The sequence below is a fragment of the Micromonospora sp. NBC_00898 genome (assembly GCF_045207895.1).
Classification (GTDB): Bacteria; Actinomycetota; Actinomycetes; order Mycobacteriales; family Micromonosporaceae; genus Micromonospora.
Genome location: NZ_CP108775.1, coordinates 4,219,141 through 4,231,981 on the forward strand (window position 1 = coordinate 4,219,141; position 12,841 = coordinate 4,231,981).

Here is a 12,841-nt window from a genome sequence, read left to right on the forward strand (position 1 = left end):
CGGCGTCACCCGGCAGATCGGCGCTTTTCCGGGTCGTGTCCGCGCGTCGCAGCACGGACCGCGCCGTCCGTTGTGTTATTCGCCTCAGAAGGGATGCCCGATGGCGTCGCCGGAGATCGAGGACGGTCCGGACGGCCCCCTGGCCGGACACCCGCAGGCACTACGGCCGCTGACCAGGCAGTTGATCGGCGCGGTGCTGGCCAACCGCGGCTACACCGTCGCCGAGGACGCCGACGGCGGCCTGGTGGGTCGCTGGGAGGACAGCCTGATCTGGTTCTTCCGCCGGGGCGCCGCGGGCGAGCTGCTCCAGGTCCGCACCGTCACCGCGCCCCGCTTCGGCATCGAGCACGTGCCGGACCTGTACGCCTTCTGCAACACCTGGAACCACGACCGGCTCTGGCCCAAGGCGTTCGTGCACGTCGCCGACGACGGGCTCGCCCAGATCTGCGGCGAGGTGACCACCGACCTGGAACGCGGGGTCACCCCGCACCAGCTCGACCAGCTGATCGACCGCGGCATCGCCACCGGCTGCCAGCTCGCCGCCGCCGTCGGCGACCTGCCCGGCGGGTCGGACCGGTGACCACCTCCCGGGACCGTGGGCTGGCCGAGGCGCTCGCCGACGCCCGGGACCTGCCCGACGGCGAGGCCCGCTTCGCCGAGCTTGAACGGATCGCCGCCCAGGCCGACGCGACCAGCGACCCGGGCACCGGACTGGCCGCCCGGCTCGCGCTGATCGAGGCGTACCTGCACCACGGGGAGCGCTGGCGGCTGGTGGAGCAGGTGCGCCGCAGCCGGGCGGCGGTCGACCGGGCGCCCGGGCTGCTGGACGGCCACCCCGACGCCGCCGAGACGCTGCTACGCCACCAGCGGCAGGCGGTCGAGGCGTCCCTCGGCACCCCGCGGGTGGGCCTGGACCAGGCCCGGTCCCTGTTGGACGACCTCGCCGACCGGCTCGGCCCGGGCGTCGAGCCGGTCGCCGAGCTGCGCTGCCGGCTCGCCGACCACCTCGGCGACGAGCCGGCCGCGCGCCGGGAGTACGACCGGTGGCGCGACGATCGCGCCTCCTCGGCGCCCCCGACACGCGGCGAGTCGGAGCAGTCGTACGACCGATCCGGCGCGGCGCGTCCGACGCCGCCCCGCGCCTCGGCGCGGTCGGCCGCCGGGCCCGATGCGGCCGGCGGCTGCCCCGGGTGCGCCCCGGCCCGCCGGGCCGAACTGCTGGTCGGCTGGGGCGAGCACGCGGCGGCGCTGGACGCCCTGCGGCCGGTGTTCGCCGGCGAGGTGCGCTGCACCGACCAGCCGGAGCGGGCCCTCGCGGCGGCGCTGCTGCCGTGGCTGCGCGGCGGCGAGCCGGAACGGGCCGCCCGGGCGCACGTGCGGGCGTACCGGCGACACCGGCGGGAACGGGCCGCCTTCCCGCAGCTCGCCGCGCACCTGCGGTTCTGTGCGCTGGCCGGGCACCTGGACCGAGGGCTGGACCTCCTCGCCGAGCAGCTGCCCCGGCTGGACCACCCGTACGACGACCTGTCCGCGATGGAGTTCGCCGCCGCCGGCGCGCTGCTCTGCGCCCTGGCCGCCGAGGCCGGGCAGGGCGGGCGGCGCCTGCACCGCCCCGGGCACGGTCCCCGGCTGGCGGCCGAGGTGGACGTGGCGGCGCTCGGCGCGGACCTGCTCGCGGCGGCGACCGAGCTGGCGGGCAGCTTCGACGCCCGCAACGGCACCGGCCACCAGTCCGGCCGGATCGCCTCCTGGCTGGCCGAGCGGCCGGTGGCCGAGCCGGTGCCGCTGCCCGCCGACGACGCGCCCGACGAGTGGCCGGACGAACCGGCGGAACCGACCGGGCCGGCCGACGAGGAGGTGACCCCGCTGGGGCTGTCGCTGATCACCGCTGCCCTGGACCGCCGCGGCGACGGGTACGCGGTGGAGCCGGACGGCACGGTGGTGGGCCGCTGGGGCGAGGCGGTGATCCGGTACCGCCGGCTGGGGCGGCGCGGGGAGATCCTGCACGCCCGGGTGGTCGCGGCCCGCCGGCTGCCGGCGGCCCGGCACGCCGAGGCGTACGCGTTCTGCAACGCCTGGAACCACGACCGGCTGCTACCCAAGGCGTACGTGCACGAACTGGACTCCGGCGAGCTGCTGCTGGCCGGGGACGTCACCACCGACCTGGCGTACGGGGTGGCTCCCGTCCAGCTCGACGTGCTGGTCGACGCGACGGTGGCCACCGGCGTCGGGTACGCCGAGGCGGTGGCGGCGCTCGCCTGACCGGGCCGGTCTAGCATTCGCGGAGTGTTCGTGGTGACCCTGACGTACCTGACCGACCTGGCCCGCGTCGACGAGGCCCTGCCCGACCACCTGGCCTGGCTCGACCGCCAGTACGCCGACGGCGTCTTCCTCGCCTCCGGTCGTCGGGTGCCGCGTACCGGTGGGGTGATCCTGGCCGGCGGTGTGGACCGCGCGGAGCTGGACCGCAGGCTGGCCACCGACCCGTTCGCCACGCGCGGCGTCGCCGGGTACGAGGTCACCGAGTTCGTCGCGAGCCGGGTCGCCGACGGCCTGGACCGGATGCGCGAGGGCTGACCGGCCCGACCACCTTCCACCGGGGCGCGGACGCGGCGCGGCCCCCGGCCACCGGGCGGTGGTGGACGGGGGCCGCGGTCCGCGGTGCCGGCGTCGTCAGCGGGCGGAGAACGCCAGCGTGTAGCTGCCGGCGCCGTCCAGCCCGACCACCCGGTAGCGGTAGACGCCGGCCGGGGTGTCGGCGGTCAGCCGGGCCGCCCCGTCGGAGGTGTCGGCGCTGGCCACGGTCCGGAACGTGGTGCCGGTGAACCGTTGCAGCTCGAGCGCCGCCAGCACCCCCTGCGGGGCGGCGAGGCAGGCCTCCTGGGTGCCGGTGTCGGCACGGAACCAGCGGCCGTCCGGCTGGAGCTGCGCCCGGCCGGCGGCGAGCTGCCCGGTACGGCTCACCTGGCCGGTGCACGCGGCCGGGTCACCGGCCGGCGGGGTACTCGGCGGGGCTGTCGCGGGCGGGGCGGTGGCGCCACCCCCGGCGGGCGGCTCGGCCGGGTCGGCCTGGCCGTTCGCGGTGACCAGGGTCAGGTTGTTGCGCTGGAGGATCTCGTTGACCGGCTGGAAGAAGGTCACCCCGCCCTGCGTGCAGTCCCCGGACCCACCGGAGGTGACCCCCTGCGCCTGGTCGCCGGAGAGCCACGCGCCGCCGGAGTCGCCCGGTTCGGCGCAGACGTCCGTCCGGGTCAGCCCGGTGACCGTCCCCTCCGGATAGTTCACCGTGGCGTTCCTGGCCTGGATCACGCCGCAGTGGGTGCCGGTGGTGGAGCCGGAGCGGCAGACCGAGGCGCCGACCGGGGCCTCGGTGGAGCCGTTCACCGGCACCGTGCCGCCGTTGAAGTCGTTCACCACGCCCTGCGGCGTCCACTCGCCGTTGACCTCGACCACCGCCCAGTCGTCGCCGGGGAACGACGAGGCGATGAAGGTGCCCTGGGCGATCCGGTTGGCGCCGGTGGTCCGGTCGCCCGGCTGGCCGCAGTGCCCGGCGGTGACGAAGCCGCCCACCACGGAGAAGCCGACCGAGCAGCGGCCGGCGTTGTTGATGAAGAACGCGTCGCCGCCCCGGACGTCGAACAGCGGGCGGGGCGCCTCCGCGGCGGCCCGCACCCGGACCGAGCCGGCGGGCACCCCGCTGGCCTCGGCGAACCGCCGGCCGGCCGCCTCCGCGCCCGGCTGGGCGAGCACCACCACCGAGTTGGTGGCGACGTCGGCGTACCAGCCGGAGACGGCCGGGCCGGCCTTGCCGCCCGCCGAGTCGAGCCGGCCCTTCACCGCGTCCAGCTCGCGGACGCCCCGGTCGACCTGCTTCGGCACCGCGCCGGCGGCCCGCACCGTCGCCGCCCGCGCCGGGTCGGCCACCGCCACGGTGAGCGTCGCACCGTCGGCGCCGAGCCAGCTGCCGCCGTAGTCCTCGCCCAGCTCGGTGCGGAGCCGGGCGACGGTGCCCGCCGCCCAGCGCTCGGTCTTCAGGCGTTTCACGGCCTGTTCCCGGCTCAGCGAGAGGTCGCGGCTCATGGCGTCGACCACCTCCGGGCCGACGCCGTCGGACGCCGCGGGCGCACCGCCGCGGGGCGCCGCGCCCTCCCCGGCGAACGACGGCAGGGTCACCGCCGCCGCCGCTCCCGCCGCCGCCACCAGTACGCCGATGGCTGTGATCCGTCTGCGGTCCATCCGCCACGCTCCTCCCGGCCGGCGCGGGGTACGCCTGCCGGAGCGGAGTACGGAGCCGGACGCCGATCGGTTGAAGCGACCGACGACGATCGACCGAGCGTGGTTGCGGTACGTCGGGGCGTACCCGGAGCGTGACGACGCCGGCCCACCGCGGACGGTGGACCGGCGTGCGGAGCGGGTGGGGTCAGACCTCGACCACGGTCGGAACGATCATGGGCCGCCGCCGGTACGCGTCGTTGACCCACCGCCCGACGGTGCGCCGGACGATCTGCTGGAGCTGGTGCGGGTCGGTGATGCCGTCCGCGGCGGCCCGGTTGAGCGCCTCGGTGACCAGCGGGATCACCGGGTTGAACGCCTCCGGGTCCTCGGAGAAGCCCTTCGCCGACAGCGTCGGGCCGGCGACCACCTTGCCGGTCACCGAGTCGACCACGACGGTGGTGGCGATGAAGCCGCCGTCGCCGAGGATCCGCCGCTCGGTGAGCAGCGACTCGCTGACGTCGCCGACGGCGAGCCCGTCGACGTAGACGTACCGGCTCTTCACGTGCCCGACCAGGCTGGCGCGGCCCTCGACCAGGTCGACCACGTCGCCGTCCTCGCAGAGCACCACGCGGTCCGCGGCGACCCCGGACTCGATGCCGAGGCGGGCGTGGGCGCGCAGGTGCCGCCACTCGCCGTGCACCGGCATGAGGTTGCTCGGGCGGACCACGTTGAGCAGATAGAGCAGCTCACCGGCGGGGGCGTGGCCGGAGACGTGCACCTTGGCGACGTCCTTGTGCACGACCACCGCGCCGGCCCGGGCCAGCCGGTTGATCACCCGGTAGACGGAGGTCTCGTTGCCGGGGACCAGCGAGGAGGCCAGCACCACCGTGTCGCCGGGAGCGATGGTGATGTGCCGGTGGTCGCCGCTGGCCATCCGGCCGAGCGCGCTCATCGGCTCGCCCTGCGAGCCGGTGGACATCAGCACGATCTGCTCGGGCGGCAGCGTGGTCGCCTCTTCGATGCCGATGACCAGGCCGGCCGGGATGTTGAGCAGGCCGAGGTCCCGGGCGATGCCCATGTTGCGGACCATGGACCGGCCGATCAGCGCGACCTTGCGGCCGTGCTCGGCCGCCGAGTCGAAGACCTGCTGCACCCGGTGCACGTGGGAGGCGAACGAGGCGACGATGATCCGCCCCTTGGCCTTAACGAAGATCGAGTCCAGCACCGGCCCGATCTCCCGCTCCGGGGTGACGAAGCCGGGGATCTCCGCGTTGGTGGAGTCCGACAGCAGCAGGTCCACACCCTCGGCGCCGAGCCGGGCGAAGCCGGCCAGGTCGGTGATCCGGCCGTCCAGCGGGAGCTGGTCCATCTTGAAGTCGCCGGTGTGCAGCACCAGGCCGGCCGGCGTGCGGATGGCGACCGCGAGCGCGTCGGGGATGGAGTGGTTGACGGCGAAGAACTCCAGCTCGAACGGGCCGAGCCGCTCCTTGCCACCCTCTCGCACGGTCAGCGTGTACGGCTGGATCCGCCGCTCGGCCAGCTTCGCCTCGACCAGGGCGAGGGTGAACTGGGACCCGACCAGCGGAATGTCCGACTTGTGGGCGAGCAGGTACGGCACCGCGCCGATGTGGTCCTCGTGACCGTGGGTGAGCACGATCGCCTGGACGTCGTCGAGCCGGTCCAGGATCGGCCCGAAGTCGGGCAGGATCAGGTCCACGCCGGGCTGCTCGACGTCGGGGAAGAGCACCCCGCAGTCGACGATCAGCAGCTTGCCGTCGTACTCGAAGACGGTCATGTTCCGGCCGATGGCGCCGAGTCCGCCGAGCGGGATGATCCGCAGGCCGCCCTCCGGCAGCGGCGGGGGCAGTTCACCCTCGAAGTGCGCCTCGGTCACGCGTCCACCTCAATCTGCGACGCCGTCAGCCGGCGTCCATCGTGTCGTTCGATCATTCGGGCAGGTCGAGGCCCGCCGCCGCGCAGTCCGCGCGCAGCTGGGCCAGTTCGTCGGCGGTGGCATCCACCAACGGCGGTCGTACCGGGCCGGCGGGCAACCCCTTGGCCGCCAGGCCCGCCTTCACCAGGATCACACCCTGGCTGCGGAAGATGCCGGTGAACAGGGGCAGCAGCCGCCGGTGCAGGCTCAGCGCGGTCGCGGTGTCCCCCGCGTCGTACGCCTCGATCATCTGCTTGGCCAGCGCACCGGTGAAGTGCGTCGAGGTGCCGACCAGGCCGACGCCGCCGACGGCGAGCGCGGGCAGGGTCAGCGCGTCCTCGCCGCTGTAGAAGGCCAGGTCGCTGCGGGCGAGCACCCAGGAGGTCGCGGTCAGGTCGCCCTTGGCGTCCTTGACCGCGACGATCCGGCCGTGCTCGGCCAGCTTGACCTGCGTCTCGGTGGCGATCGCCGCGCCGGTGCGGTGCGGGATGTCGTAAAGCATGATCGGCAGCCCGGTGGCGTCCGCGACCGCGGTGAAGTGCCGCAGCAACCCGCTCTGCGGCGGCTTGTTGTAGTACGGCGTGACCACCAGCAGCCCGTACGCGCCGGCCTTCTCCGCCGACGCGGCCAGCTCGATGGTGTGCCGGGTGTCGTTGGTGCCCACCCCGGCGACGATCCGGGCCCGGTCGCCCACCGCCTCCACGACGGCGCGGATCAGGATCTCCTTCTCCGCGTCGGTGGTGGTCGGCGACTCACCGGTGGTGCCGTTGAGCACCAGCGCGTCGTTGCCCTGCTCGTCGACGAGGTGCTGCGCGAGGCGTACGGCGCCGTCGAGGTCGAGCGACCCGTCCGGGGTGAACGGGGTCACCATGGCCGTGAGCAGTCGCCCGAACGGGCGCGACGCGCCCCGGTCGGGGGCGGCAGAGTGGTCGTGCGTCATGTTCACAACCTAGCGGACGACCACCGGGGCCCCGGCGGGGAAGGGTTCACCAGTCACTCGCCGTGCGGGCTGGCCGCCACCTCGGTGCCGTCCGGCAGGGCGGTGATCGTGAAGTCGGCGAAGACGTTCGGCGCGACGCCCTTGAGCTGCCGCAGGCACTCCACGGCCAGCTCGCGGATCTCCACGTCGGCGTGCTCGGTGGCGCGCATCTTGATGAAGTGCCGCCAGGCCCGGTAGTTGCCGGTGACCACGATCCGGGTCTCGGTGGCGTTGGGCAGCACCGCGCGGGCCGCCTGCCGGGCCTGCTTGCGGCGCAGCGTCGGGTTGGGCTCGTCGGAGAAGCGCTGCTCCAGCCCCTCCAGCAGCTCGTTGTACGCCCGGACGCTCGCCTCGGCCGCCTCGACGAACTTCTTGTGCAGCTCCGGGTCGTCGGCGATCACCGCCGGCTCGACCATGGCGGCGTCCCGCTCCGGGACGTACCGCTGGGAGAGCTGCGAGTAGGAGAAGTGCCGGTGCCGGATCAGCTCGTGGGTGAAGGAGCGGGACACCCCGCTGAAGTAGAAGCTCACCGAGCCGTGCTCCAGCACGCTCAGGTGCCCGACCTCCAGGATGTGCGCCAGGTAGCCGGCGTTGGTCGCGGTGGCCGGGTTCGGCTTCTTCCAGCTCTGGTAGCAGGCCCGACCGGCGAACTCGGCGAGGGCCTGACCGCCCTCGGCGTCGGTCGACCACGGCACGTCGTCCGGGGCCTGGAACTGGGTCCACGCGATCAACTTGACCTGGGGCTGCACCATCTCCGGCATTCCTGGGACTTTAGTGGCCGAACGCCCGCGGACGAAACTTGGGCGCGCGGACGTCAAAGCGCCCACCATCAGCGAATCTTGGACACTTCCCGGTCGCGGTGAACGGCAAGTGTCCAAGATCTCGCAGCGCCGCAGCGCGGGCGGGCATTTGCTCGACCGCCTTTGGAGCTGACTCGTCTATGGCATCAGGGCCACCGTCGCCGAGCCCGGCCTTCCCGGCCGGCCGCGAGGTCACCCGGGCAGGCAGCCCGCGAGCGGAGCCGGGCGGTCGGTGACCGGGGCGGCGGGCCCGTCGGTCGGGCAGCCGGCAATGGCCGGCTGATAACGCAGACGATTCAGCTCCAAAGGCTCCGAGGAGCTGTCCCGACCGGGCGGACAGGAGTCGCCGATGCCGGCGAGCCAGGACGGGCCGCGAGCCAGGACGGGCCGCGGGCCGAGACGGGCCGCGGGCCGAGACGGGCCGCGGGCCGAGACGGGCCGCGGGCCGAGACGGGCCGCGGGCCGAGACGGGCCGCGGGCCGAGGCGGGGCGGCAGAACGAGACGTGCCGTGGGGCAGCACGGGCCGTGGAGAAGAGTTGCGCAAGCCGTCCCGGCCCGGGGGCCGGCTCAGACGTAGAGGGCGGTGAAGGGCGCCCAGGGCAGGTTGCGCAGCACCGAGAAGGCGAGCCAGGCGACCAGGAAGCCGCCGAGCACCTTGGAGCTGATCCGCAGCTCGGGCAGGCGCCAGCCGAACGCCTGGTTGCCCGCCCAGGCGACGAAGAGGTAGGCCAGGAAGGGCAGCGAGAAGACGAAGAGGAAGTGGTGCCGGGCGGCGGCCGGCAGGTCGCCGTGCAACACGTACCAGAGGGCGCGGGTGCCACCGCAGCCCGGGCAGTCCAGCCCGGTGGTGAGCTTGAGCAGGCAGGTCGGCCGGGCGTCCGGGTCGCTGTGGGTGGGGTCGCTGACCAGCGCGTACGCCATGCCCATGCCCACGCAGCCGAGCGCGGCCAGCGGCACCGCCCAGCGGGGGGCGCGCTCGTGCAGGCGGACCACCAGCCGGGTGAGCCGGTCCGGCTCGACGGGCTGGTAGGCCTGCTGTGGCCAGCCGCCGGCCGGGACCTCGCCGGTCGGCCAGGCCGCCGGCGCGGGCTCCGCGTGCCCGGCCGGAACCGCCGGGGCGGTCGGGGCGGGACCGTCGGGGACCTGCTGGCCCGGCTGGGTGGCCGGCCGGTCGACGCTCGTCACGCGCTCACCGTACACCGGCGACACCCGCCAGCGCGGCGGCCAGCGGCACCGCGAGGTCCCCCGCCACGGGCGGGGCCACCGCGTCGAGGCCGAGCCAGCCGGCGAGCCGGTAGAGCTCGGCGGCCAGGGCCAGCGCGGTCTCCCCCGGGTCGGCCCCGGGCTCGATCCAGGCGGCCGGCACCAGCAGCACCCCCGCCCTCCGGTCGGCCTTCAGGTCGACCCGGGCGGTGAAGCGCTCCCCCTGCAGGAACGGCAGCACGTAGTAGCCGTACACCCGCTGCGGTGCGGGCACGTAGATCTCGATCCGGTAGCTGAAGTCGAAGAGCCGCTCGGTGCGGGCCCGCTCCCAGACCAACGGGTCGAACGGGCTGACCAGGGTGTTGCCCCGCACCCACCGGGGCAGCCGGGCCTGCGCGTGCAGGTACGCCGGCTGCCGCCAGCCCTGCACCGTGACCGGCGTCAGCTCCCCCGCCTCGACCAGCTCGGCGACGGCCCGCCGGGCGCCGGCCAGCGGCAGCCGGAAGTAGTCGCGCAGCTCCGGCTCGGCGGCCACGCCGAGCGACCGGGCGGCGATGGACACCAGGGCGCGCCAGGCGTCGGCGTCGGTCGGCGTGGGCGCGTCGAGCACGGCCGCCGGCAGCACCCGCTCGGGCAGGTCGTAGCGGCGGGCGAACGAGGTGGTGCGGTCGGCGGCGGTCACCTCGCCGGCCCAGAACAGGAACTCCAACGCCCGCTTCACCGCCGACCAGTTCCACCCCCAGTTGCCGGTCTCCCGCGGCGCGTCGTGCTCGATCTCGGCGGCGGTCAGCGGCCCCCGGGCGGCCACCTCGTCGCGGACCCAGGCCACCAGCTCGGGCTGCTCCTGCGCGATGCGGCGCATGCCGCCCCAGGCGTCGTCCTGCGCCTTGGCCATCCGCCAGCGCAGCGCCGGGTGCAGCCCGACCGGCACCAGCGAGGCCTCGTGCCCCCAGTACTCGAAGAGCTCACGGGGACGGCGGTAGGCGGCGGCGTCGAGCAGCGTGGTCGGGTAGGGCCCGATGCGGCTGTAGAGCGGCAGGTAGTGGGCGCGTTGCAGGACGTTGACCGAGTCCATCTGGATCAACCCGACCCGGTCGAGCACCCGGCGCAGGTGCCGGCGGGTGGGCACGCCGGCGGGCGCCGGGTCGGCGAAGCCCTGGGCCGCGAGGGCGACGCGCCGGGCCTGGGCGAGCGAGAGCGATTCCGTTACGGCCATCGTCGGGCACCCTAATCCAGGGGTACGACGCCGGAGCGGACGCTGGACCGATCGCCCGCGAGGGAATAGAACGGACGGATGCTGACCATTCGCCGGGAGGTGCCGGACGACGCCGAGGCGATCGCCCGGGTGCACGTGCGGAGCTGGCAGGCCGGCTACGCCGGGATCATGCCGGACGAGGTGCTGCGCCGGCTCAACCCGGCGGCCTGGGCGCAGCGCCGCCGCGACCTCGGCACCGCCGACCCGGAGCACCCGTTCACCACCCTGGTCACCGAGGTCGACGGCGCGGTCACCGGCTTCGCCACCTTCGGGCCGTACCGCAACGACCAGGACCGGGCCGACCTCGACCCGACGTACGGCGAGATCGTGACCATGTACGTGGAGCCGACGCGCTGGGGCGGCGGGACCGGGCGGGCGCTGCTGGCCGCGGCCCACGCCGGGCTGGCCGAGCGGGGCTGGACCGAGTACCGGCTCTGGGTGCTGGCCGAGAACGTCCGAGCCCGGCACTTCTACGAGCGGGCCGGGCTGTCACCCGACGGGGCGGAGTCCGTCTACCCGGTGCCGCTCTCCGGCGGGCAGGACCCGCTCGGGCTGGTCGAGCTGCGCTACACCGCCCGGCTCGACCACTGACCCGGCCGGCTCGCCGGTCGACCCGGCCGGCTCCGGCTGCCGGTCCGGTCCGGCGCCGGCCGGCGTGGCCCAGTTGCGGATCGGCAGGCCGAGCAGCAGCGCGAGGCTGATCCAGACGTAGGTGTTGCTGCCGAGGAAGCCGTCCACGCCGGTGAAGTCCTTCTCCCAGGCCCAGACGATCCGGCTGATGAGGAAGCCGTACCCGATGATCGCGGCGGCCAGCAGCAGGCGGCGCCGGCGGCCGCGTGCGGGCGCGGCCATGGCGTTGTCCACCAGCAGGATCAGGCCGGGGATCAGCCAGACCAGGTGGTGCACCCAGGTCACCGGGCTCACCAGGCACATCATCGCGCCGGTCAGCGCCAGGCCGGTGGCCTCGTCGCCCGCCGCCACCGCGGCCCGGGACCGCCACACCCAGACGGCCAGGGTGGCCAGCACCAGCGCCAGCCAGGCAAGGGTGCTCGGGTGCTCCGGGTTCAGCCGGGCCACCACCCCTCGCAGCGACTGGTTGGAGACGAACGCCAGCTCCCCGACCCGGCCGGTGTTCCACAGCGCCTCGGTCCAGAACTCGCGGGAGGCGTCCGGGAAGAGCGCGGCGGCGACCAGGGTCGCCCCGGCCCCGGCGGCCATCGCGGTGAACGCGGCCCGCCAGCGCCGGGTCACCAGCAGGTAGACGATGAAGACGCCCGGGGTCAGCTTGATCGCGGTGGCCAGGCCGATGCCCACCCCGGCCCACCGGTTGCCGGCCGGCAACAGCCACAGCAGGTCCACCGCCACCAGGAAGAGCAGCAGCGTGTTGACCTGGCCGAAGTTGACCGTCTCGCGCATCGGCTCGAACGCGGCGGCCAGGCAGAGCGCTACCGCGAGGGCGAACCAGCGGGTCCAGCCGGCGCGGCGGGCGATCGGGTCGACCAGCCACCAGATGAGCACCGCGCTGGTCACCACGCTGGCGGCCACGCTCACCGTGATCGCCGCCGGCCAGGGCAGGTACGCCATCGGCAGCATGACCAGCGCGGCGAACGGCGGGTAGGTGAAGCCGTACTGGGTGCCGGCCTTGAGGAAGTCGTAGATCTCCCCGCCGTCGTGCACCCAGAAGGTCAGCGCGCCGTAGTAGACCTTCAGGTCGAAGAAGCCGTGCCGCACGGCCGCGACGGCGAGGAAGGCAGCCACCGCGGCGGCGAGCACCACCACGCCGGCGACCTGCCCGTACGTCCGCCTGGCACCCTGCGCCACCGTCGCCTCCCTCGCCCTGCGTAGGCTCACGTGCCATGGCTCTCGGGTACGTCCGCCCGGCGCGTCCCGAGGACGCCGGCGAGATCGCACGCATCCAGCTCGCGACCTGGCGGGTCGCGTACCGCCGGATCCTGCCCCGGCACGTGCTCGACAACCTGGACGAGGCGTACCTCGCCCGGCGGTGGAGCGCGGCGGTGCAGGAGCCGCCCTCGGGCGCGCACCGCGTGCTGGTCGCCGTCGAACAGGCCGAGCAATCGTATCTGGTGGGTTTCGCCGCATCCGGTCCGGCCGACGCGGAGGCCCTCACCCCGGGCGAGCCGGCCGAAGCGCTCGCCGACGGCGTGGTGGCGGTGACCGACCTGCTGGTGGAGCCGCGCTGGGGTCGGCGCGGGCACGGCAGCCGGCTGCTCGCCGCCGCCGTCGACCGCTGGCGGGAAGACGGCTTCACCCGGGCGGTGGCCTGGGCGTTCGACGGGGACGAGGCGACCCGGAAGTTCCTCACCAGCACCGGCTGGGAGCCGGACGGCGCGGCCCGGGCCCTCGATGTCGACGACATGCTGGTCCCCCAGCTCCGGCTGCACGTCGCCGTGCCGACCGAGCCGGTCGCCGAGGCCTGAGCCACCGCCGGCACGCC

The 12,841-nt window shown here is 74.8% G+C and carries 12 protein-coding genes; 5 read left to right on the forward strand and 7 right to left on the reverse strand.

Going from position 1 to position 12,841, the window contains the following annotated elements; all coding sequences use genetic code 11:
- Positions 1-100 precede the first annotated feature (100 nt).
- The 3 genes from OG799_RS20490 to OG799_RS20500 are packed head-to-tail and all read left to right on the forward strand — an operon-like array spanning position 101 to position 2,577.
- A complete protein-coding gene (locus OG799_RS20490; protein WP_406036775.1) occupies positions 101-580 on the forward strand; it encodes a YbjN domain-containing protein in 480 nt (159 codons plus the stop codon).
- Entirely contained in the window at positions 577-2,262 is a 1,686-nt protein-coding gene (locus OG799_RS20495; RefSeq protein ID WP_406036776.1) for a YbjN domain-containing protein, read from the forward strand. The genes OG799_RS20490 and OG799_RS20495 overlap by 4 nt, the downstream gene beginning before the upstream one ends.
- Before the next feature lie 24 nt (positions 2,263-2,286).
- Positions 2,287-2,577, forward strand: coding sequence for a YciI family protein (locus tag OG799_RS20500; protein WP_406036777.1), 291 nt, complete (start codon positions 2,287-2,289; stop codon positions 2,575-2,577).
- 96 nt (positions 2,578-2,673) lie between these two features.
- Here OG799_RS20500 and OG799_RS20505 read toward each other — a convergent pair whose 3' ends face one another.
- The 6 genes from OG799_RS20505 to OG799_RS20530 all read right to left on the reverse strand — a co-directional run bounded on the left by OG799_RS20505 (position 2,674) and on the right by OG799_RS20530 (position 10,347).
- Positions 2,674-4,236, reverse strand: a complete 1,563-nt coding sequence (locus OG799_RS20505; RefSeq protein ID WP_406036778.1) for a S1 family peptidase — start codon at positions 4,234-4,236, stop codon at positions 2,674-2,676.
- Positions 4,237-4,420: 184 nt separating this feature from the next.
- On the reverse strand, positions 4,421-6,109 hold the full coding sequence (locus OG799_RS20510; RefSeq protein ID WP_406036779.1) for a ribonuclease J: 1,689 nt from the start codon (positions 6,107-6,109) through the stop codon (positions 4,421-4,423).
- Between the two features lie 52 nt (positions 6,110-6,161).
- Positions 6,162-7,088: a 4-hydroxy-tetrahydrodipicolinate synthase gene (gene dapA, locus OG799_RS20515; protein ID WP_406036780.1), complete on the reverse strand. Its 927-nt coding sequence runs from the start codon at positions 7,086-7,088 to the stop codon at positions 6,162-6,164.
- A 53-nt stretch (positions 7,089-7,141) separates the two neighbouring features.
- The gene (thyX, locus tag OG799_RS20520) at positions 7,142-7,879 is read right to left on the reverse strand and encodes an FAD-dependent thymidylate synthase (RefSeq protein WP_406046352.1); all 738 of its coding nucleotides are present in this window, start codon (positions 7,877-7,879) and stop codon (positions 7,142-7,144) included.
- 616 nt (positions 7,880-8,495) lie between these two features.
- Positions 8,496-9,113, reverse strand: coding sequence for a DUF2752 domain-containing protein (locus tag OG799_RS20525; protein ID WP_406036781.1), 618 nt, complete (start codon positions 9,111-9,113; stop codon positions 8,496-8,498).
- A 4-nt stretch (positions 9,114-9,117) separates the two neighbouring features.
- Positions 9,118-10,347, reverse strand: coding sequence for a winged helix-turn-helix domain-containing protein (locus OG799_RS20530; RefSeq protein ID WP_406036782.1), 1,230 nt, complete (start codon positions 10,345-10,347; stop codon positions 9,118-9,120).
- 78 nt (positions 10,348-10,425) lie between these two features.
- Here OG799_RS20530 and OG799_RS20535 point away from each other — a divergent pair, with 78 nt between their 5' ends.
- Positions 10,426-10,977 carry a GNAT family N-acetyltransferase gene (locus OG799_RS20535; RefSeq protein ID WP_406036783.1) on the forward strand — a complete coding sequence of 184 codons (552 nt, stop codon included), beginning with the start codon at positions 10,426-10,428 and terminating at the stop codon, positions 10,975-10,977.
- Here OG799_RS20535 and OG799_RS20540 read toward each other — a convergent pair.
- On the reverse strand, positions 10,876-12,207 hold the full coding sequence (locus OG799_RS20540; protein ID WP_406036784.1) for a glycosyltransferase family 87 protein: 1,332 nt from the start codon (positions 12,205-12,207) through the stop codon (positions 10,876-10,878). The genes OG799_RS20535 and OG799_RS20540 overlap by 102 nt on opposite strands.
- Before the next feature lie 35 nt (positions 12,208-12,242).
- On the opposite strand from OG799_RS20540, the gene OG799_RS20545 reads away from it, so the two are divergent.
- A complete protein-coding gene (locus tag OG799_RS20545) occupies positions 12,243-12,824 on the forward strand; it encodes a GNAT family N-acetyltransferase (RefSeq protein ID WP_406036785.1) in 582 nt (193 codons plus the stop codon).
- Positions 12,825-12,841 lie beyond the last annotated feature (17 nt).